General features: G+C 34.3%; 21 protein-coding genes. 3 read left to right on the top strand and 18 right to left on the bottom strand.

The genetic code is table 11. The features are described 5' to 3' along the window. Positions 1-139: 139 nt before the first annotated feature. The 11 genes from ACWNMZ_RS08070 to ACWNMZ_RS08020 form a co-directional block, all read right to left on the bottom strand. Positions 140-535, bottom strand: coding sequence for a TIGR03826 family flagellar region protein (locus tag ACWNMZ_RS08070; protein WP_251627600.1), 396 nt, complete (start codon positions 533-535; stop codon positions 140-142). Between the two features lie 13 nt (positions 536-548). After that, the gene (locus ACWNMZ_RS08065; protein ID WP_031540579.1) at positions 549-1,241 is read right to left on the bottom strand and encodes a ComF family protein; all 693 of its coding nucleotides are present in this window, start codon (positions 1,239-1,241) and stop codon (positions 549-551) included. Further along, positions 1,238-2,737, bottom strand: a complete 1,500-nt coding sequence (locus tag ACWNMZ_RS08060; RefSeq protein WP_251627603.1) for a DEAD/DEAH box helicase — start codon at positions 2,735-2,737, stop codon at positions 1,238-1,240. The genes ACWNMZ_RS08065 and ACWNMZ_RS08060 overlap by 4 nt, the downstream gene beginning before the upstream one ends. Further along, positions 2,737-3,732: a nuclease-related domain-containing protein gene (locus tag ACWNMZ_RS08055; RefSeq protein WP_251627606.1), complete on the bottom strand. Its 996-nt coding sequence runs from the start codon at positions 3,730-3,732 to the stop codon at positions 2,737-2,739. The genes ACWNMZ_RS08060 and ACWNMZ_RS08055 overlap by 1 nt, the downstream gene beginning before the upstream one ends. A gap of 83 nt (positions 3,733-3,815) precedes the next feature. Then, positions 3,816-4,220 (bottom strand): hypothetical protein, encoded by a 405-nt coding sequence (locus ACWNMZ_RS08050; protein ID WP_449598573.1) that lies wholly within the window; start codon positions 4,218-4,220, stop codon positions 3,816-3,818. A 23-nt stretch (positions 4,221-4,243) separates the two neighbouring features. Next, complete coding sequence (locus ACWNMZ_RS08045; protein ID WP_449598572.1) at positions 4,244-4,489, bottom strand: hypothetical protein; 246 nt, start codon at positions 4,487-4,489, stop codon at positions 4,244-4,246. Between the two features lie 2 nt (positions 4,490-4,491). Next, entirely contained in the window at positions 4,492-4,695 is a 204-nt protein-coding gene (locus ACWNMZ_RS08040) for a hypothetical protein (RefSeq protein ID WP_449598571.1), read from the bottom strand. A gap of 89 nt (positions 4,696-4,784) precedes the next feature. Next, a complete protein-coding gene (locus ACWNMZ_RS08035; RefSeq protein ID WP_349204476.1) occupies positions 4,785-5,624 on the bottom strand; it encodes a DegV family protein in 840 nt (279 codons plus the stop codon). Between the two features lie 148 nt (positions 5,625-5,772). Next, the gene (gene sda, locus ACWNMZ_RS08030; RefSeq protein ID WP_349204477.1) at positions 5,773-5,922 is read right to left on the bottom strand and encodes a sporulation histidine kinase inhibitor Sda; all 150 of its coding nucleotides are present in this window, start codon (positions 5,920-5,922) and stop codon (positions 5,773-5,775) included. A gap of 213 nt (positions 5,923-6,135) precedes the next feature. Beyond that, positions 6,136-6,852 (bottom strand): response regulator, encoded by a 717-nt coding sequence (locus tag ACWNMZ_RS08025; RefSeq protein ID WP_109767419.1) that lies wholly within the window; start codon positions 6,850-6,852, stop codon positions 6,136-6,138. Beyond that, positions 6,849-7,988: a sensor histidine kinase gene (locus tag ACWNMZ_RS08020; RefSeq protein ID WP_031540587.1), complete on the bottom strand. Its 1,140-nt coding sequence runs from the start codon at positions 7,986-7,988 to the stop codon at positions 6,849-6,851. The genes ACWNMZ_RS08025 and ACWNMZ_RS08020 overlap by 4 nt, the downstream gene beginning before the upstream one ends. A gap of 550 nt (positions 7,989-8,538) precedes the next feature. Here ACWNMZ_RS08020 and ACWNMZ_RS08015 point away from each other — a divergent pair. The 3 genes from ACWNMZ_RS08015 (at position 8,539) to ACWNMZ_RS08005 (ending at position 13,783) form a co-directional block, all read left to right on the top strand. Then, entirely contained in the window at positions 8,539-9,171 is a 633-nt protein-coding gene (locus ACWNMZ_RS08015) for a YigZ family protein (RefSeq protein ID WP_449598570.1), read from the top strand. Between the two features lie 123 nt (positions 9,172-9,294). Further along, a complete protein-coding gene (locus ACWNMZ_RS08010) occupies positions 9,295-10,356 on the top strand; it encodes an LCP family protein (protein WP_251627619.1) in 1,062 nt (353 codons plus the stop codon). Between the two features lie 484 nt (positions 10,357-10,840). Then, positions 10,841-13,783, top strand: a complete 2,943-nt coding sequence (locus tag ACWNMZ_RS08005) for a SpoIID/LytB domain-containing protein (protein ID WP_016205201.1) — start codon at positions 10,841-10,843, stop codon at positions 13,781-13,783. 98 nt (positions 13,784-13,881) lie between these two features. Here ACWNMZ_RS08005 and ACWNMZ_RS08000 read toward each other — a convergent pair whose 3' ends face one another. The 7 genes from ACWNMZ_RS08000 to ACWNMZ_RS07970 all read right to left on the bottom strand — a co-directional run bounded on the left by ACWNMZ_RS08000 (position 13,882) and on the right by ACWNMZ_RS07970 (position 22,389). Continuing rightward, positions 13,882-14,943 carry a glycosyltransferase family 4 protein gene (locus ACWNMZ_RS08000; protein ID WP_169189141.1) on the bottom strand — a complete coding sequence of 354 codons (1,062 nt, stop codon included), beginning with the start codon at positions 14,941-14,943 and terminating at the stop codon, positions 13,882-13,884. A gap of 625 nt (positions 14,944-15,568) precedes the next feature. After that, the gene (locus ACWNMZ_RS07995; protein ID WP_449598569.1) at positions 15,569-17,077 is read right to left on the bottom strand and encodes a glycosyltransferase; all 1,509 of its coding nucleotides are present in this window, start codon (positions 17,075-17,077) and stop codon (positions 15,569-15,571) included. Between the two features lie 602 nt (positions 17,078-17,679). After that, positions 17,680-18,018 carry a hypothetical protein gene (locus tag ACWNMZ_RS07990; RefSeq protein ID WP_251627621.1) on the bottom strand — a complete coding sequence of 113 codons (339 nt, stop codon included), beginning with the start codon at positions 18,016-18,018 and terminating at the stop codon, positions 17,680-17,682. Positions 18,019-18,108: 90 nt separating this feature from the next. Beyond that, complete coding sequence (istB, locus tag ACWNMZ_RS07985) at positions 18,109-18,867, bottom strand: IS21-like element helper ATPase IstB (protein WP_251627622.1); 759 nt, start codon at positions 18,865-18,867, stop codon at positions 18,109-18,111. After that, positions 18,860-20,401: an IS21 family transposase gene (gene istA / locus ACWNMZ_RS07980; protein ID WP_251627623.1), complete on the bottom strand. Its 1,542-nt coding sequence runs from the start codon at positions 20,399-20,401 to the stop codon at positions 18,860-18,862. Before istA ends, istB begins: the two co-directional genes overlap by 8 nt. A gap of 375 nt (positions 20,402-20,776) precedes the next feature. Next, on the bottom strand, positions 20,777-21,556 hold the full coding sequence (tagH, locus tag ACWNMZ_RS07975) for a teichoic acids export ABC transporter ATP-binding subunit TagH (RefSeq protein WP_016205205.1): 780 nt from the start codon (positions 21,554-21,556) through the stop codon (positions 20,777-20,779). 14 nt (positions 21,557-21,570) lie between these two features. Then, a complete protein-coding gene (locus ACWNMZ_RS07970) occupies positions 21,571-22,389 on the bottom strand; it encodes an ABC transporter permease (RefSeq protein ID WP_016205206.1) in 819 nt (272 codons plus the stop codon). Positions 22,390-22,586: the final 197 nt, after the last annotated feature.

Genomic DNA, 22,586 nt, shown 5'->3' with positions numbered 1-22,586 from the left:
TAGCGTTTTATTTAAACATTTCCTTCTACTTTTATAAAAATACGCCAAAGTGACTATTTTTCAATTTGTTTGTGTGAATATATTCCTATAGTAATCGTCCAATGCTGTATGCGCCGAATAATATCAGCACTTTTTTATTCTATCGAGTATAATACGTGGTTCTTTTGTTTATCTTTCTTTTTTCTTCTTCTAGTTCCATTTGATTCAAATCACTCTGTATTCCTGTCATACATGGCTGACAAAGCTTTCCTTCGCGAATAATCGTTCCACACTTTGCACAAGGGTATCCAAGATTAGGAAATTGAGCAAGCTTAATTCTGCCTTTTTTTATAAATTTATATATCAGCGTTTTTTCTACACCCGTCGCTTCTACTACTTCCTCCATTTGCGCTGTGCGGTTCTGTTTTTTTCGAATAAATTGGTAGACCTTTTCGAAATCTGCTTCTTCTTCCTTATAACAATTTAGACACACATCACGAATATTATTTAACACATAAATATCTCCACATTGTGGACAATTTCCCAGTTCTGCCATCCATGGTTCCTCCTCATCTTGCAATCGTAAAGGAAGTGATGGACTTTGCTCCCGCTTCCTTTAATACTTTCGCCGCATTTCGTAACGTCGATCCTGTAGTATATATATCGTCAACGAGGAGAATATCTTGAGCCATAATCGACTCTTTCTGTTCTAGTTTAAAAATATTTTCGATTTGCAATCGCTCTTTTCTTGTTTTTTTCGATTGTTTCTCACTATGTAACCGGACCATACAGTTCAAATAAGGGACTTTAGCATAGAAAAGAACTGCTTCTACTTGATTAAATCCTCTCTCGTACAACCGTTCCTCACTTAATGGAATGGGAACTACCACCTTGTTTTTTGCAAAATCCTTCGGTAAAAAAGAAACAAAGGATGCTGCTATTCGAAAATCCCCTCGATACTTAAACCGAGCGATTGTTTCTTTCAAAAAATCATTATATAAAAATAACGATTGATTTGCTTCCAAGATTCCTTTCCATTCTGTGGATTCATTCCATCTGCAGCAATCATGGCATACTCCTTCCTCCACATGAACAGCTTCAAGCAGGTCGAGGGGCCGACCACAAATCTGGCATGTTTCTCCCATAATTACTTGAAGCTTTTCCTTACATCCTATGCATAAATAACATTCTGGCTCTTTTGATAAAAGATATGTCCAGTTAAAATCAGGAGTAACAGGCGTTAAGCAAATCACACAAATCATAGAAGAAGCATCCCCCTTTCCCTTGCTTCCTTATTGCTTTTCATAATTTGTTTTCGTGCAGAAACCATGCTATTTGTTTTTCCATAGTGAAAAAAAGTAATCGTTCCATCAGGAAATTCTTTTTTCCGCCCAACTCTCCCAGCAATCTGCACAAGGGCACTTTCTGTGAAAATTTGATTTTCCGCCCCTAACACAGCAACATCTACATTTGGAAAAGTAACCCCTCTCTCTAAAATAGTTGTTGTAATGAGCAAATCGACCTCTTTCTTCCGCATTTTTTGCACCTTTTCTTTTCTGTCTGGGTCTTCTGCATGAACCGTTTCTAAACTGCCAACTATTGATCGCAAAAGAATTTTTACTTTTTCCATATAATGAATTTTCGGGACAAATAAAAGCATTGGCTTATTCAGCAGAACACGTTCTTGCATCCAGTTAACAACTGACGCAGGGAGCTTGTCCTTGTTCAGTCCCTTTTCCCAATTACCACACCACTGGAAGTTTGGTACAGGCAAGGGAAATTGATGGAAGCGCGCCGGAATCGTAACATAATCAATTTTGTTTTGCCTGCATTTTTCCTGCCAATTTTTATCAGGGGTTGCCGTTAAGTAAATAAGCGTGGAAAAATCTTTTCTCGCTTTTTGCACAGCATACTGAAGCGATTTGTCTACAGAGTAAGGAAAGGCATCCATCTCGTCCAAAATAACAAGATCAAATGCCTGTTGAAAACGAAAGAGCTGGTGGGTCGTGCTTATTGTGAGTGGACTAAAATGATGGCGATCTTCACTGCCACCAAAGACAGGCAAAACCTTTATCTTTGGGAAAACTTCCTGTAATCGAGGGGCCAATTCGAGGACAACATCAGTACGAGGAGTAGCAATGCAAACACGTTGATTTTTTTGCAATGCTTTTTCAATTCCCTTGAAAAGTATCTCAGTCTTGCCAGCTCCACACACTGCCCAAATTAAAAGCTCAGATTTATTTTCAATAATAGAAACCATTTTATCTGATGCTTCTTGCTGTCCAGGGGAAAGTGTCCCGCTCCATTGTAAAGCATTGTCTGAAGTATCTTGATTTAACTGCGGCCCACACCAAGTAATTAGTGGTGTGCATTCACTAATTCTTCCCATCATGATGCAATTGCGACAATATGTGCATATCTCTTTACATCGTGCACATGGAAAACTGGCAAACAGCTCCTGATTCTCATTGCCACATCGTTTGCACATATATTTATTGCGAGCATTTTTATCAATGCCCTTCAAGTAAGAACAATATCCATTTTCATAATGGGCTTGGATTTCTTCTTGGGAAAAAGGAATTTCATCAAGTAGTAAGGCCTTGCCTTGAAGTGTGGATTGTAGAGATGGGTTAAATGGGTAATTTTCTTTTTGTGGAAGTTTGTTGAGTTGAGTTTTTGAAATATCTGCTATTCGGTAAGCATGTGTGGGATTAGTTTTAGTAGGAATTAGCAGATTGTCTTTTATATAAAACCGCATTAGTTTCCTCCTATTTCTGATTTAAAAAGGTTTAAGGATAAGTGATGGACAGTCTTTTTACCCGTTCCAGTTACTTTCAGGTTTAATTTTGCTAGCATTCTTGATGATGTGTATATAGATTCTATTTGTAAAAATTCCCTAAGTTGAGAATTGGTAATCTGTTCCCCGAAAAGAAAGTAGTAGTCTTTTAAATTAGGTATCAATAATTGACGTTCCTTCTGCTTGCACCCAGTACAATACCAGTGTTGCATATGTTTTTTCATCAAAAATTGATTGCAGCCTTCGCATTTTATACCAGTAATAATATCTTTTTTATCCACCTGATATTTATGCAAAATCCCAGTATCTAAAGGAGTATGCTGTCTTTTTAACCCTTTGATCAATTTCTTTCTCTCATTTGATGGAAGGAAGGTCGGTTGGTAAGAAGCAGTTAGTTTAGGAATTAATTCTGGTAAATATTCTTTATGAATTAAAGTATTTTTAAAGGTTTGAATTTGAGTTGGGGTTAAGCGTAAAATCGACTTGGTATTACTAAACACAACGAGGGGATAGATCGGTATGTCGGGGAAATGATGGACCGCTAGCCAAGTCTCGAGTTGCCTTGTTAGGCGATTCACTTGAAGAATAGGATCTGGGAAGGCCTCTTTTTCCTCACCTTTTATTCGTATCATTTGATGCAAGTCTGTATCAAAGTATAGTTCACCGACTATGTTTTTTACCTCGATGATTAACGCATATTTTGCATGGAGGACTAATACATCAATTTGGAAAAAATGCTTTCCATCCCAAAGCCGTAAATCATGAAGAATAAAATATTCCTCGTCTGGTAAAAAACTAAGTGGGAAGTCAACAGCTTTCTCTCCTCTGTATCCAGCTAGTTTCCATTGATAATCTTGATTAATCAAGGAAATATTAGGATGATTTGCCTTGATCCTAGAGAGTAAAGCTTCTAATTGGAGCGCTCGATATGGATATTCAATTGGTTTAACAATCAATTAATCACTTCCTTTACATTTTATATTGCATTATTCTTGGAGCTCGGCGAAAATTCCTGCTTATTTTTAGAAAAATGTTGGGGCTATTGAAGAGTTAATTTATTTTGATGCTTTTTTACGGGCATGATGGGGGCAGACTTAGTTTTCGCTTTCGATCTCTTACTTGCGGCTTCTTCACTTTTACTTGCGGCTTTCACACCTTTACTTGCAACATTCTCACTTTTACTTACGCTTCCCACCTTTACTTGCGACTTTCTCACTTTTACTTGCAACTTCTTCACTTTTACTTGCAATTTCACACCTTTATTTGCGACTTTCTCACTTTTACTTGCAACTTTTTCACCTTTACTTGCAGCTTTTACACTTTTACTTGCAACTTCTTCACTTTTACTTGCAACTTCTTCACTTTTACTTGCGACTTTCTCACTTTTACTTGCGCTTAACACCTTTACTTGCGACTTCCCCACTTTTACTTGCAACTTCTTCACTTTTACTTGCGACTTTCTCACTTTTACTTGCGCTTAACACCTTTACTTGCGACTTTCCCACTTTTACTTGCGACTTCCCCACTTTTACTTGCGACTTCCCCACCTTTACTTGCGACTTTCTCACTTTTACTTGCAACTTCTTCACTTTTACTTGCGACTTTCCCACTTTTACTTGCAACTTCTTCACTTTTACTTGCGCTTAACACCTTTACTTGCAGCTTTCGCATTTTTACTTGCAACTTTCCCACTTTTACTTGCAGCTTCTTCACTTTTACTTGCGCTTCCCACTTTTACTTGCAACTTCTTCACTTTTACTTGCGACTTTCTCACTTTTACTTGCGACTTCCTCACTTTTACTTGCGCTTAACACCTTTACTTGCAGCTTCCCCACCTTTACTTGCGCCTTTCTCACCTTTACTTGCAACTTCCCCACTTTTACTTGCAACTTCCCCACTTTTACTTGCAACTTCCCCACCTTTACCTCCAACTCACCCGCACCCCAATCAATCCACCAACACAAAAAACCCCGATTCTCACCAAGAACCGGGATTACGCATAACTCTATTATCTTTTCTTCATCCACCCAAGACCCATAGAACCTTCACCTAAATGGGTTCCAATTACAGCACCAAAGTAGCTTAATGAGAATTCAATGTTTGGGAATTCTTTCTCTAGTTCCGCTTTCCATTCTTTTGCCTCTTCTTCCCGATTAGCATGGATAATGACGGCGTAGTAGCTGTCGCCATTTGTGGCTTCTCCCAAAAGCTCTACAATGCGCTTCATTGCTCTTTTTTTTGTGCGGATTTTTTCAAATGGGACGATTAATTTATCTTTGAAATGAAGTAATGGTTTAACTTGAAGGAGGCTTCCTATTATTGCTTGGGCACTTGATAGGCGTCCGCCTCTTTGAAGGTTAGACAGATCATCTACCATAAAGTAAGCATGGCTTGTTTCTTTCAATTTATCTAGAATTGGGATTATTTCTGCTGCTGATTTCCCTTCTTGGACCAACTTTGCTGCTTCAATTGCATAAAAGCCTTGCACCATACAACTCACTTCTGTATCAAATGCATATACTTCCAATCCTTCCACCATGAATCCCGCAGAAATAGCGCCTTGGTAAGTACCGCTTATTCCACTTGATAAGTGAATGCTGATTACCTCATCATAATTTTCAGCTAGCTTTTCAAATAGCTCCACAAACTTTCCAATTGGTGGTTGAGAGGTAGTTGGCAGCTCCTTCGTTTTTATTTCTTCATAAAATTCGGCAGCAGTTAAATCTCTTTCTTCCTCATACACTTCTGCACCGAGAATCACCGTCAACGGAATCATATGTATATTATACTTTTCCCTCACTTCTTGTGGAATATAAGCTGTACTATCTGTAACAATAGCTGTTTTCATCCAATTAATTACCTTCCTTATCTATTCGTTTGTCTATCATTTTAACTAAAAAAGAGTTTACTTGCATTACTTATTAACTCTATTATAATGCACAAAAAGAGGAATTAATATGGAAATTTAAAAGGCAGGGTAAATAAAGCAACAGATTTTATTTTGGAGAGGAGTGAGGAACTGAAAGATTCCTTCTTTTTAGTTCAGCAAGGAGGATCATGATGAACTCTTCCGCTAGCTCTAACTTTACAGCATCTGTATATGCTTTTAATAGGGCTGGATCCGAAATTCTGTTTATTCCAATCATTGCAATCCTCCCATCACTAAAGAAATTTATACTTATCTTATCAAGAATTACAACAAAAATATAGGTAAAAAAACCTACAACTCGCAGAATTTTATGACAGATTTTCAACAAATAAGTAGTAATTTTCAGAATAACAAAAGGAAGTCTTCTTTTATTTTAAAAATAAAAAGGAGCTCCTCAAACCATCTAGTGATTCAGGTAACTCCTTTCTTTTTAACGAACTTCTACCCAACCGTTTTTAATCGCAACAACCACTGCTTGTGTACGGTCATTTACATTCATTTTTTGCAAAATATTACTTACATGGTTTTTAACCGTTTTTTCACTAATAAATAGTGCTTCGCCGATTCCTCGGTTACTTTTTCCATCTGCCAGAAGCTGTAAAACTTCGCATTCACGTCTCGTTAATAAATGTAATGGTCTTCTAATTTCTACTACTTGTACATGATGTTCATCTGAATAAGCATTTTCTAATGCTAAACGACGATATTCATTTACTAAATTATGCGTTACTTTCGGATGAAGATAAGAACCTCCATCTGCAACTACTTTAACAGCTTCAATTAGTGCATCTGCATCCATTTCTTTTAACAGATAGCCGCTTGCTCCTGTTTTTAGGGCATGTGTTACGTAGTTTTCATCATCGTGTATGGATAAAATAATGACCTTTGTTTCAGGAAATTTCTCTAATAATTGTCTTGTTGCCTCTACTCCATTGATAGAAGGCATGTTTATATCCATGATGGTTACGTCTGGTTGGTATTCTTCGATTAGCTGAATGGCTTGTGTGCCATCATCTCCTTCAGCTACAACCTCGAAACTTGATTCGAAGTCAAGAATTCTTTTTACCCCTTCTCTAAACAATTGGTGATCATCAATAATAACTATCTTTGTAGTCAACTGCTCCGCCTCCCTTTTTTTCTTTATCATCTAATAGGAACGTTGATCATAACAATGGTTCCAACTCCGAGTTTGGAATCAATGGTTATTTCTCCATCAAGGAGTTGTACTCTTTCTCGCATCCCAATTAAGCCAAAGGATTCTTCCTTCTTCTGATTCTTATCGAATCCTTTCCCATTATCCTTAACTAAGACGATAATTTGATCTCTTCGTAATTCTACTTTTACCGTAATATTAGATGCTTCTGCGTGCTTTAAAGCATTTTGTACGGATTCTTGAACTAACCGAAAAAGTGCAACTTCATATTTACTTGGAAGTCTTGCTTCCTTCCCTATTGTGGCAAACTCGATTTTTGTCGATTCATGATACTCTTCTATTGTTTTCAGATATTTTTTCAACGTTGGAATGAGGCCCAAATCATCTAAAGCCATCGGGCGAAGATCGTAAATAATTCTTCTTACTTCATATAACGCGCTTCGAACCATAACTTTTAAATTTCTGATTTCTTCAAACGCCTCTTTTGCACCACGCTCTTTATATATTCTTTCCACTAAATCAGAACGCATCATAACATTTGCCATCATTTGAGCTGGTCCATCGTGTATCTCCCGAGAAAGTCGCTTTTTCTCTTCTTCCTGGGCACCGATAATTTTCAGGCCAAAATCCTGCTTTTGCTTGGCGTCTTCTATTACTTCGCCAACCTGTTTCAAATCACTAACCAAATAATTCATGACGACAGAAATTTGCGTAACCAGATGCTCAGCCCTCTCGATTGTTTCATCTAGTCCTAACAATCGGCGTTCCAAATCATCTCTGCGCTCACGATATTGCTTTTCAAGATGCCGATTCATGCTTAAATCCATTTGCAGCGTATGTGCTCTTTCATAAGCTTCTCTTACTTCCGCTTCTGAGTATTCATTAAAATGCTTACTTACTTCTGACAAGCGCTTACGAGCAAATCGAGACTGGATTTCTAGCTCGTCTCCTTTTTCTATCGTTTCTAACACAAGTACTTTCATTTCTTTTAATTCTTCGGTAAGGGTTTCATAATCTTGTCGACATTGTTCTCCGATACGAAAAATTTCGTCCTTGCTGGAACCAACAGTCTGAATCATTTGTTCCACAATATAATCTAACGTTTTTGTGTCAAATTTCCTTATTAACATATATAATTCCTCCAAAAAGGCTAAAACCCTTCCAACATCCATTCTTATTTTAGCTTGAAAGTTAATAATATGTATAATTCATTATAAAATAAATGAAAATCGTTATTTAGACACATATCCCCCTGTTCAAAACCATGTCTTAAGACCTAACAATTACAAAGATTGCTGTTCAAAAAATATGTAAAAATTCGCTAATATAATTTTATCCTATTCTAAACGAAAAACAAAGAAAAAGAAATATATATAGGTTAGAACATGAACACAAGCCGCTCCATGTAGAATTGCCCATTCCATATGTAGCGGGTCTTTTCGAGCATGGAGTTTTTCTTATTATATCACGCTTGCTAAATCACTATATTAAGATTTGATTACAAAGAGAACAATAATTGAAGAATAGACCTTGTCGAATTATAATGAAATAAGACTAATTATCGATTTTCCTTTTTTTTTCGAAAAGCTCAATCGATACACACATCTTTATCGATAGAAAAAATTAATCGCACTTAAAACAACGGATGATTATAAAGACATAATGAAAGGAGCTTTCAGTATGCTTCCTTCCTATCTAACTGTGCCTAGCTACGGAGAATACGAGCTAATTATACAAAAATCGCGGTTTATTGCACATATTGCGCGAACAGAAACAGAAGAAGCTGCACAGGCTTTCATAGGAGAAATAAAGAAAAAACATAAAGACGCAACACATAATTGTTCTGCTTACTTAATTGGAGAACATGACCAAATTCAAAAGGCAAATGATGACGGGGAACCAAGTGGCACAGCAGGAGTACCCATTCTTGAGGTGCTCAAGAAAAAAGGTCTAAAAGATACTACCGTTGTTGTAACAAGGTATTTTGGTGGGATCAAGCTTGGTGCTGGAGGACTTATTCGCGCTTATGGAAAAACAACCTCAGAAGGCTTGACAAACCTAGGCATCATCGAAAGAAAATTAAAGCAAATAATCAGTGTTTCCATCGAGTATCCTTTACTTGGTAAAGTGGAAAATGAATTACGGTCCTCAAACTATCAAATCAAAGACATTCACTATTTAGAAAATGTTGAAATCGAAGTCTTTGTAGATTCAGATCAAATCGAAACCTACAAAGCGTGGATAACAGACTTAACGAATGGACAAGGTATTATTACAGACAAAGAAAAGATTTATGCAGAAACTTTTATTTAATTTTTTTCACCATACAAAGAAATACCTAATATAGCCAAAAAGTGCTAATTTACGGAACCGATATTTATCGGTAATATAGTATATAGCTTTTGGTGGTATTTTTTATTTACAAAGGAGAAACTTATGGCAAATAAATCAAGAGAAACTTATATAAAGGATAATAAGAAAAAGAAACGAAAAAAAGTAAAACTTTTTATTTTCGTTCCTCTGCTTGTTATTATTTTAGCAGGCATTGGTTATGGAGCAACCCTCTATTCAAAAGCAAAATCAGTTGCAGATGATTCATATGAACCAATTGATCGTGATACAAAAAGGGAAACTAGAGTGGACCCAGATATCGACGATGTTTCCATTTTATTTATTGGAGTAGACGACAGCGAAAAGAGATCAAGTCAATCTGGAACAACACGTTCTCGTTCCGATGCCTTAATGGTTGCTACTTTAAATGAGAAAGAAAAGTCCGTTAAATTACTAAGCATTCCACGTGATTCTTATGTATATATTCCTGAACGCGGCTATAAAGATAAAATTACCCATGCACATTATTTTGGCGGAGTTACATCTACTTTAGATACTGTAGAAAATTTACTAGAGATTCCAATTGACTATTATGTAAAAATGAACTTTGACGCTTTCATGGATGTTGTTGATGCTTTAGGTGGTATTGATGTCGATGTTCCAGTTACTTTTACAGAGCAAAACTCAAAAGATAAAGCAGGAGCTATCCATCTAGAAGAAGGATATCAAGAATTGGACGGAGAAGAAGCACTTGCCCTTGCTAGAACAAGAAAAATTGATAACGACATTGAGCGTGGAAAAAGACAACAGTTAATCATGCAAGCAATCATGAAAAAAGCGATCTCTGTTGAAGGGATAACAAAATATTCAAAAGTAATGGAAGCGGTCGGAAGCAATATGACAACAGACCTATCATTCAGCGATATGCAGTCCTTAATTGCTTATGCAACTGCCGATAACGGTTTACAAGTAGAAACACTTACACTCGCGGGTACGGATGGCCGTGTAGATGGTAAATATATTTATCAATTAGATGAAACAGCATTAGCGGAGACAAAATCTGTCCTTCAGCAGCATTTAGGTCTAAATAGCAGTTTCTTATCAGACTCTAAAAACTCTACTGAAACAGAAACAGATTCAACAACGGATTCCTCCACTTTAAACTAATCACTATATCTGACATACACCAATTTTCATTGGTGTATGTTTTTTGGTTTATTCGATTCAATAGAAGATAAGCCTAATGTACTTCCCTCATCTTTCCCAATATATTATTTAGAAAGATTGTTAACCGAATGAATATCTACTTTTCAAATTAAGAAATTTGTCACTAAACTAATAGAAGATAATAATTCTATATTTTGTTCTATATTTTTCCTATCTAAAATTCCCCCTACTTATTTATCTAACCATTAATTCTACTTATTATATTCTCTATTAGATATTCACCATAATTATCCATACTAACACAACATGCTATTATGATAGAATCATATTAGTCCCTTATTTTAGGTAAAAAGACATAATTTTTAAGTATTTCTTTCACCTACATTAAAATTTGGTATAATTCTAATTAATTGTAACGGGGTCTAAAGTATTAGATTTTTTTACTAGATTCATAGTTTATTACTAATGTATGAAGGAGAAAAAGATGTTAAAAAAATTACTATCCATGTTGCTTTCATTTGTTTTACTGATTTCTATACTGCCAATTTTCGAACATAATGCCTATGCTAGTGTTAACGAACCACAAGTACATGTAAAACTTAAGAATTACCTCGGAAATAAAACACAAGTTACTCTTAAACCATCCGGAACCTATAAAACCATTGATGGCAAAGTTTCTTTAAACAGCAACACAGAATATATCCTTAAATTAGAGCAATCTCAACTAAAATTGTATCAAGGAAGCAAATCTATTTATCAATCCACTTCCTTTACTCTAGCTTCTTCCGACTCAGACAGCTCCTTATCGATTAATAATCGTTCATATAAAGGATCTTTTGAATTTATTATGGAAACAATAAGTGGCAAAAACTATATTAGACCAATTAATACGGTTGGTATGGAAGATTACCTTAAAGGGGTTGTTCCGCGAGAAATGCCAGCTTTATGGGATCTTGAAGCGTTAAAAGCTCAAGCCGTTGCAGCACGTACTTATTCTTGGAATTATGGTGGTCAGACAATCACAGATACTATAAACCATCAAGTTTATGGCGGACTAACTGATTCCCATCCTAACTCCAATAAAGCTGTAGATTCTACTACTGGACAAGTCTTAAAATATAATGGAAAACTAATCAGTGCCGTATTCTCAGCAAGTAATGGTGGCGTAATGGAGGCTGCTAAGAATGTTTGGGGATACGAATATGGATATCTAAAAAATGAACTCGATCCTTATGATACAAGCTTTAATTGGGATTTTAGCTTGCAAAAAACGCAAATCGACATGAAAGACAAAGATTTAGTTAAACCAGATACATGGTGGAAAAATGCGTCTGAAAAAGATAGTAAAATTATCTCCCTTATTAAAACTTGGTTAAATAATAATGGGTATAAAGATAAAGATATCAAGATTGTCTCAATTCCAACTCTTTCTTTTAATAACCCTTCTTCCACAAAACGTGTAACTACAGGTTCCATAACGGTTCAGTTTTACGTGAAGGATATAAAAGACAAAGACGGAAAACTAATTTTACAAGAAGTAAAACAAACGAATGTTGCAGCATCAAGAGTTAGAGCAATGATAGGAATAGACAATGTAAAAAGTTATCTTATTACAAAAAGCTCCTCTAATTCAACTGCTCATAGCATTGCTGGAAAAGGGTACGGTCACGGAGTTGGCTTGAGCCAATATGGTGCAAATAATCGTGCTAAGGCAGGACAAAAATACAATGAAATTCTAGCATTCTATTATCCTGGAGCTAAACTAGTTACTGAATATACACAGACTGATATTTCTGCTCCCGTTATAAAAGATATAAAAGCTTCGTTCGTTAACTCGAATGATAATGTGAGAATATCATTCAATATCAATAAAGCAGCAACTGTCATAGTAAGAATTAAAGACAGCACTGGTAAAATCGTATCAACACTTTTGAATAACAAATCTTTAAACGCAGGTAGCTACTCCTACACTGCTGATGCTTCAAGTTGGAGCAACGGAAGCTATACAACAGAAGTTATAGCAACAAACAGTAATAATCAAACAACTTCAAGTAGTGCCATTGTTCAAGTATCAAAAGTAGAAGCACCAACTATTAGTTCAATCAGCACTAAATATGATTCAGATCCAAACAGAATAGTTGTTTCCTTTAAAGGAAACCAACCAACAAAAACAACTGTAATAATAAAAGATAACAACAATAAAGTTATCAAAACATTAGCAAGCAATCAATCAATCGCTGTTGGAACAACTTCGTATAATTGGGATGTATCAAATGTCAACAACGGAAACTATACTCTAGAAATTACATCTGTTAATAGTGTTGGCAAATCAAGTTCTGCTAAACAAAATTTCACTTTAAAAAAAGCAGAAATAGTAGCTCCTTCTATTAAAGATATAAAAACAAGCTATACCGCAAGTAACAACCAGGTAAAAGTTAGTTTCCATGTTGATCAAACAGCAAAAACAACTGTCGAATTGAAAGATAGCAACAATAAAGTAATTAAAACGCTAGCTAGTGATGAATCAAAGGCTGCTGGTACGAGAACGTATAACTGGGATGTTAGCAAAGTTAATAATGGAACCTATACTGTTGCAATAACTTCAACTAATAATAGTGGACAGAAAAAGACAGCTACTCAAAAATTCACTTTACAAAAGCCAACTGCTCCTACTATAAAAGACATAAAGACAAACTATACAGCAAGTAACAACCAGATGAAAATTAGTTTCAATGTTAATCAAACGACCAAAACTACTGTGCAAATTAAAGACAACAAAAATAAAGTCATCAAAACATTAGCAAACAATCAATCAATTGCCACTGGTACGAGAACTTATAACTGGGATGTTAGTAAAGTTAATAATGGAACCTATACTGTTTCAGTCACTTCTACTAATACTAGTGGGCAGAAAAAAACGGCTAATCAAAAATTCACTTTAAAAAAAGCAATTGCTCCCACCATTAAAGAGATGAAAACGAGCTATGATACATCTGGCAATAAAATCAAAGTTAGCTTCCATGTTAACCAAGCTTCGACAACAACTGTAAAAATCGTAAATGGTAAAAACAAAGTCGTCAAAACCCTTGCTTCTAATAAGTCCATAAAAGCAGGAATTCATTCTTATACATGGAATGTTGGCAATGCAAGTGATGGAAGCTATACTGTATCTATTGAATCTGTAAATGGTAGTAAGCTAAAAAAAACAGCTACTAAAAAGTTTACGTTATATAAAGTAAAGACAGGGACTGTTAAGGCAACAAATCTAAATATTAGACAAAAGCCGAATGCGTCATCCAAAAAAGTCGGTTCAATACCTAATAACAAGAAAATAACAATTTTTGAAAAAAGCGGAGCTTGGTATAAAATTAAATATGGTAAAGTTACTGGCTATGTTTCAGTACAATACGTAAAGAATGTGAAATAATAAATAAGAAGTAAGGCAAATCTAGCCTTACTTCTTTCCTTTCTATTTACTACATAAAAAACAAAAGACCCTCCTTCATTCTTGAAGGGGGTCTTTTACTATCGATTTTTATCAGTAGAATATCTTATATCATTAATAAATTTTAAAATAGGTTTATAGTTCTTTCCAACTAAACCTATCTTTTCAACAATTAATTCAATTACTAATAATACAGTAACTATTAGGAGTATTGCTCCCCATACTTTTGCCATTGAAAAAATCACCGCAACTAGTCCAAAAAAAGATGCCATTGCATAAATTATAATAACCGTTTGACGATGTGTAAAACCAACATTTAACAAGCAGTGATGTAAATGCGACTTATCTGGAGCCATCAATGGCTGCTTATTAACTAATCGACGAATAATAGCAAAAAATGTATCTGAAATAGGAACTCCTAGAATAATTACTGGAATAATAAAAGAGATTAACGTAACATTTTTAAATCCTAATAGAGACATTACCGCAATAATATAGCCAAGAAATAATGCTCCCGTATCTCCAAGAAAAATCTTTGCAGGATAAAAATTGAAAAATAAAAACCCAAGTGTACTTGCTAAAACAATGGAAGATATAGCAATTACATATCCATTCCCCATAATCATTGCCATACCAGTGATCGTAAATAAAGCAATACAGGAAACACCTGAGGCAAGCCCATCTAATCCATCAATTAAATTAATTGCATTCGTTATGCCGACAATCCAAAGAACGGTTATCGGTATATCCAAGAATCCAAATTCCAATTGTCCTCCGAATGGCAAGTTAATAAATTCAACTTGTACGCCACCCCAAACAACAACAATTATAGCGGCGATTGTTTGAGCAAGAAACTTAATCTTTGCAGAAAGATTATAAATATCATCCAATACTCCCGTTAACACTATAATGACACTACCAATCAATATTGGATAATGGTAAGCTTTATCCGGATTAACTACTAATGCACCGATCACAAAACTAATGTATATAGCTAAACCGCCCATACGAGGCATAATTTTTTGATGTACTTTTCTTTGTTCTGGTTTATCCATTGCTCCAACTTTAAATGCAAGCTTTTTTACTAATGGAGTAAGTAAGATAGAAGCAATGAAACATACCACAAGCATTATATAAATCATGCAAATCCTCCCTAATGCCTTAATTAACGTACTTCATAGGCATCTATTCTTGCATATAATCGAAGTTTATTATAACACAATACCTACTGGCATGTTTATATTAATTTCATCATTATTTTACATTTATATTACATTTTTTATAAACTAAATTTAAATAACTGCTTATTATTATATATGACGTATTTCATTTTAGAAAGTTTCATCTTAAATTTTTTTATTAATTACCTAAAATTAAACTCAATTCTAAATTTTTTATAATGAAGAGTTTTTAGATTATTGTTTTGAAATGTTTAATATTTTTTTCAACTATTGCTTTAAAACGTTCTAAGTTAGTTCATACTATTAAAAATAAAAACAATATAAAATGAGGGATAGAAATGAAAATCGGACGTTCAACAGAACAAACCTTGAAAATTTACAGCACTATAATAGCAAACTATTCTACAGCGATGATGAAGAAGGCGAAGAATTATTAGATATACCCTCAAAAATAGCAATAAATGAGCAAGATTAAACATACTCATTTAGCAAATACTTCCTAACAAAAAGATCTATATAAAGTGGTAAATTCACCTCGTATAGATCTTTTTTTTGATTAGGAGATAGACAGATATTATCCTAATTATTATGAATTAATTGCTCTTATCCATCTCTCTTCATACTTTTGATAATTAAAACGTTCATTTACTTCTAGTGCGTTCTTGGACAATTGATTTCTAGTATCGTCATCAGACAAAATCTTTACTACTTTTTCAGCTAACTTCTTTTTATTTCTACATGGTACTAAAAACCCATCTATTCCATCTCGAATAATATCACTTGGTCCATATTTACAATTATACGAAACAACCGGAGTTCCTACCGCCATGCTTTCTGTAATAACCATTCCAAAACCTTCATAATCAGATGTCAAAATAGAACAGGATGCGGACTGATAAACTGCAGATGCTGCATTCGTAAACTCTTGTAACATTATATTTTTCTTTAAATTCAATTCTTCTATTAACGCTTCTAACTTTACTTTTTGGGGACCAAATCCATAAATATGCAATTGAGCATCTGGTATCTTTTTTACAACATATTTGAATGCTTTAATTGCTTCATCAATTCTCTTCTGAGATTCAAATCTTGCTAAATAGACTACTAATTTTGGATTATATTTCTCCACTGTAGCAACCTTCATTTCAGGCACAGCATGGGGAATCACATCAAATGTAGGGAGATTCCCCACTAATGTTCCAATGTCTTTCTTTTGATCATTCGTTAAAAAAATGACCTTATCATATTCATGAATTCTATTGAGAAAGGATTTCCATGTTTGCTTAGTATCCGCTCTAGTATTGTATGGCCAGGAATAATGATTGTTATGTAGAACAGCAACTCTTTTTATATTCTCTACCTTTAAATCAAGAACGAGACCATCAGAAAAACGTGAATCAGAGAAAGCAACCGGATTCTCAATATCTTCTAACTTTTCCTGCACCCAAAAAGTAAATAATTTATATAGTGATTTAAATTCGTGGCAAGTTGGTTCATACAAGAGAGAACGTCCTTCTTTTTTAGTATAGTCATCTATCCAAACAGTCATATAGCACTTCCCATTTTTAGCATAATAACTTTTTAGTCTTGGACTATTATTTATTGGGTCCATGAATTGTGAGCACACCAAATAGCCATTTTTATCATACTCATCTCTGCGAGTTCGATTCCGACTTTCACTCATATAATCAACAAATACTAACCTTCCCTCTTTATCGAATCTTTTATATTTTATATAAACACCATTTTTATAGTAACGATAAGAAGGCAATTCATTTCCCTTATCAATAAACTCATATAAGCCCTCTTCTTTGATTATATTGTTTTTAGGTTCTTTTATATCTACTTTATTATCGCCTACCTTTTTTGATAAATCATGGAAACAATTAAACACCTGTACACGCTTATCTAATCGACCTGTACTATATAATTCCTGTAGAATATCTTCAAAACTGTGGAAGCTTAAAGTAAGAATATAAACTTGATTATAGTATTTTATTAATGTATTCGCTCTTGTAAGAATCGCTTTAGTGAGCCCACCTCTTACTATATTTAGTGATTTAAATATAAATACTGGAGTATAATTTACTTCCATTACTTTCTCCCTTTCTTTCGCTATATTTACTATTTCATTGTTGACTGAAACATACGTAGATAAACATACAGAAAATCTATTGTTCTAATAAGTTAGTCAAGTCTTCTAGATAGAATGGATTAAATAACTTGGTCAGTGATATTCAGACTTAGTATGCAACTAGATATAAATTTTTTAAACAAAGGTGTGTAACAAGTAGCTCCTTCATTTTTTTGTAATTTTCATAATATTCTATCTCACTAACGAGAAAAATGTAGGTATTACTCAGAAACACTATCTGCTTGAATATCGTAACAATAGTCAAAAGGGACAGTTAATTTCATAAGAATAGAAGAATTTAAATTAAGCTGATAAAACTCATTTAGAAGAAACAAAAGCATGATTGTAACCGTCAAGTAAAAATGAACATTTTTTGCTCGTTTGTAATGAACACTTTTGCTAAAGATACAGCTGCCTATTATTTGCGATCGCCATTTATGTAAGAACCTTTACATCATATAACTGACGATCTAAATTGACAGCCGTAATCCTTGATTATCCATTTATTCAATGTTCTCCTACCAAACCTGTTTAAAATGGGTGGAGAAAAATACCTCCTAAACTTAGAACGGCATAATTCCTAGTAAGTTCTGTAATTGTTCCTTCAGTTGTGATTTCTCTTTTTCTAATTCGATCACTCTTTGTCTATAATCCTCAACTTCTTCTAATAATCTACTAATCTTTAGCTGGTCATCTATTCCTTGTTCATATGCAGTCCCTTCCCATCTATATGCTGCTAAGAAGTTATAAACTGCTCCTTCCTCTATAATAGTATTCCCTTCTTTTTCAACTCCTTTGAGTTTTCCTTCTTTTAACCATTGTTTTACCATCTGCACATCACATTTTATCCCATATGAATGAATAAGTAGGGTAGCTTCATTTTCATTTAATAATTTAACCATCTTTTAAAACCTCCGGCTTACTGAGTTAACTGATTCTAAATAGTTTTGCCACCTTTAAATAGAATTTTGTAGTTATCGCTTATTTTCCATTTACATTTTTTCTTGAAATACATGCTGTCTATTTTTCATGCGATAACTTTCGCCATTCATGCGAATAACCTCTACTCGATGTAACAAACGGTCCAAAATTGCTGTAGTTATACCTTGATCTCCCATTAGCTCACTCCATTGGTCAGGACTCTTATTTGAGGTTAAAACAATCGAACTTCGTTCATACAAGTGATTAACCAGTTGAAAGAATAGGTTTGCCTCACGTTGATCCATTGCCATATACATCAAGTCATCGATGATTACTAAATCAGATGCCTGTAATCTTTTCAATTGCACCTGTGATTTATGCGCAAATTCTTGTGTTTTCAGTAGCTGGATTAGTTCGCCCATTGTCACAAAATACACTTGGAATCCTTTTTGGATAGCCTGTATTCCTAGCCCTACGGCTAGAAACGTTTTTCCTACACCAGGAGGTCCTAATAAAATTAAATTATACTGTTTTTCTAGCCAGCTAAATTCTTGAAGTTGTGTTAACTGCCGTTCTGTAATGGCAGTTTGTTCTTCTACATTGAATTCATGAAGCGTTTTAACAAAAGGGAAACGAGCCCATTTCATTCTTCGCTCCATACTTTTTATCTCACGTTTATTTAGTTCGAATGTTGTAACTGCTTCTAAGAATTCTAAATAAGTCCATGATGCTTTTTCTGCTTCACGAAGGAGTTGAGGAAGTTCCTCTGCAGTTTCAGCTAATCTTAGTTGGCGAAAGTAGTCTTGTAACTCCTTGACGGTTTTATTCATTGGATACACCCTCCAAAATGCTTGTATATGTACTTATAGAGCGTGTTGTTACTTTAATTTTTGTTTTAGAAGTTGGCACAATATTACTCTTATAAATTGCGGAAATAGATTCTGTATTTGACTTACTTAAATAATTAACCACATCGCGGAAATCATTGGCGCTATAAAGTTTTTCGTAGATACATTTTTGAAGTGCCTGATTAATCCATTCTGGATCGCTTTTTATGACAGATAAAAGAATAGCTAGTTGATCGCGTCGATAACGAGTATAGATTTGACAAATTTCATCTATATAGGCTCTTGCATCTTCCTGCTTTTCAAAACTAGAAATGACGCTTTGTTTTATCTCCTCAATTCCTTTAGAACGGTCGCGTGAATGATTTCTATTCTTAATAAGTCTACCTTTTTCATTACTAATTTTATGTTCAGCTAGTATCTCGCCATCTGCCTGAGTTAGAATAATCAACGTATCTTGTTTTATTTTGAGGTACACTTGATTGTCTGGTTGCGACCCATAAGTTCCAACAGGAACTGAATAACGATTTGACTTGAAGCGAATCGTATTGTCCTTATTTATGTTCCTTGGTATAATTACTGTATGGTTACTTTCTAATGAAAGTATAGGGGAGACTGGCTGTAAGTGTTGCTTTTCGACGAGAAACACTTCAACTGGTCTCTTTTTCGTTGTATTATGTACATTCTTATTACCTGTACGATCTAACCATTGTAATGCACTTACATTCCAACTCTCAATGTCTTTAAAGACGCGACTATCTGCGAAATTACCTTTTATGTATTTCACCACGTTTTCTATCATCCCTTTTGACTCAGGATCGGCTTTTCGACATAAGTGTACGCGAAACTTACGTTCTTTTATATAGGCTTGAAATTCTGACGTTAAAATTAAATCTCCTGCATTTTCACTAACGGAAAGTAAATGGTCTTGATCATAAACAATTTCCTCTGTATAACCACCAAAAAAGCGAAATGCATTTTCGTGACAGCGAATGGCATCCTTTGTTGTAAAAGGCCGGTCTAGCCACTCCATATATTTATAACGTGAATGCGCCAAGACAAAAGCGATGAAATACAATTTAACTTCTTTTTTCTTTATCGTTTTCTGCTTTGTTTCACCCCAGTCCACTTGTAGCTGCTTAGCCATCGGCTGTTCAGGTACAGCCTCGTAATGTCTAACAATGGCTTTTTTCTCAATCTGATATATTTCGCGAATTTCTTTTACATAAGAACGTACCGTGCTTTCTCCAATCTCTAAATTGGGATGACGTTCTAATAGCCAATCTTGAATTTGTGCAGCACTTAAATGAGGGTACTCCTCTAACCAAGCTACAATCCAATCCCGATAGGGATCTAGTTTTTTAGGCTTTTGAAGTGGGTTTCCTAAATACTCCTGTGCTTCTTCAAAAGACATTCCTAAATACTTATAGACAGTCCCCCGATTAATTTTTAAATGTTTAGCAATTTGAGCAATCTTTAATTTACGCTTAAATAGTTGATGAATCTCAATATATAACACTAACTTTCCCTCCAAGTCTTTAACCTCCAGTAAACGAATAATTCTAGTTTACTAGATTGTCTATATGTTTGGCGAAAGTGTTCACGGGATTCTAGCGAAAACTGTCTATTTTATTCTAGCGGTTACAATGATCTTCCTTATAGAATTTATATAGTGGTTATCTATAATATCCAAAGATACCAGTTAAACGTACAAACCTAATTTAGTTTTCCATAAAAAGGGGTACAACAATGTTTAAAAATTTTATCATCAATACTACTTATGTAATTTAGAGTTAGTTGTAGATATAATTTAAAATAACAAAAAAAGCTAGATGTGATTGAGGTCTCCAAAAAATCGTTAAGGTTTCCTTTACACATCTAGCTAATATATTATTTAACTTTCAAACCCTTTTTCTCTAAAAGCTTGCTTTTCCTCAGGGGACATTTTATTATATGTCTTTAAAAACTCCTCATAAGAGGATAAAACCTCATTTATACTTCCAATCATCTTAACTTGTCCATGCTCAATCCAGATTCCTTTTTGACAAAATTGCTTCATCTGTCCAATAGAATGACTTACAAAGAACATCGTCTTACCACGCTCTTTAAACTCTTCCATTTTCGCTAAACATTTATCTGCAAACGCCTTGTCTCCTACTGACAATGCCTCATCTATAATAAGAACATCAGGATCTGTATGAACAGAAATACCAAACCCAAGTCTTGATTTCATTCCACTTGAATATGATTTTACTGGCTGATCAATAAATTTTCCTAATTCGGAGAACTCAATAATCTTTGGTTCAAGCACTTTTATCTGGTCTTTAGTAAAGCCAAGCATCAAACACTTTAGTTCAATATTTTCACGACCCGTTAATTCATTATTGACACCCGCTGCTACAGCTATAAGAGATGCTTGTCCGTCAATTAAAACCTCACCAGATGTAGGCGGAACAATTCCTGCAATAATATTAGATAAAGTAGATTTACCGGATCCATTTACTCCAACAAATCCTATAACATCGCCATGGTCTGCTTCAAAACTAACGTTTCTTAAAGCATAAAATGGTTCTCCATAATCTTTAGGAAAAAATACATCCTTTAGTTTTTCCGATTTATTATTATATAACTTATATCTTTTTGTTAAATTTTTCACTACAACAGATTTTTCCATCTAACCACTTCCAATTATAAAAAGTCAATAAAGTGTCTTCTGAAACGCACATGCATATAAGATCCTATAGTCAATAATAGGAAAACTACAGCCCAAAAGTATATCGTTATAGCTGGATGTTCTATAATAAACCAACCTTGTCCTAATAGGGCATATCGATATCCTTCTATTAAATAATAGACTGGATTTAATTTCATGATAAATTTAAATGTATCACCTAAATTATGCACTGGCCACAATATAGGAGTTACATACAACAGAACTCTCATTAGGGATTGTAACAGCATTTGAAAGTCACGAACTATAGTAGCTATAGTCGATGTAATAAGTGATAATGAAAATAAAAAGATAATGGCTGCAAATAAGAAGTACGGTAACTGAATATAATATATAGATATTGGATAACCAATAAATTGAAAAATTATAATAACAGCAACCATTAATAAGAGCTGCGGATATAATAAGGACAGCATGACATAAGACGGAATGGCACTTAACGGAAAATTCATTCTTGAGACCATTCGTAACCTAGTGTATATAGATTTAGATCCTTGCGTTATAGCTGGATAAATGAAAAACCACAGCACAATCCCAGCTAGCATCCATATAAAAAAAGGTATCTCTTGTCCATTTGCACCATCAACAGTTGGTCTTTTTTGAACATATCCAAAAACAAACCAATAGATTGCAATTTGAATACCAGGATTGATAAACTCCCATAATATCCCCAAATAATTATTCCTATTTGAACTCTTAAGTTCATACATAGACAATCTTCTTATTAAATGAAAATTATCTATTTGCTCTTTTATAACATTGATAATAGAACTCATTTTTATTATGCCCTTCCTAAAACAAACCTAATTGTATTTATTTTTTTTATCATTATTTTTATTTAAAGTTATTATTATCCTATAAGTAAGTGATTCTTCCTTTTTATCTCATCTCTTTATGATTCAGTTTATGTATATTCCCTCCCTTAGCTTTTAAAGTAATAGCCTACATATTTTATCATATATCTTCATTTTCT

It is taken from the genome of Niallia sp. Marseille-Q9988 (assembly GCF_976954375.1).
The sequence above is the reverse complement of the archived record's forward strand: the minus strand, read 5'-3'. Positions and strand labels throughout refer to the sequence as shown.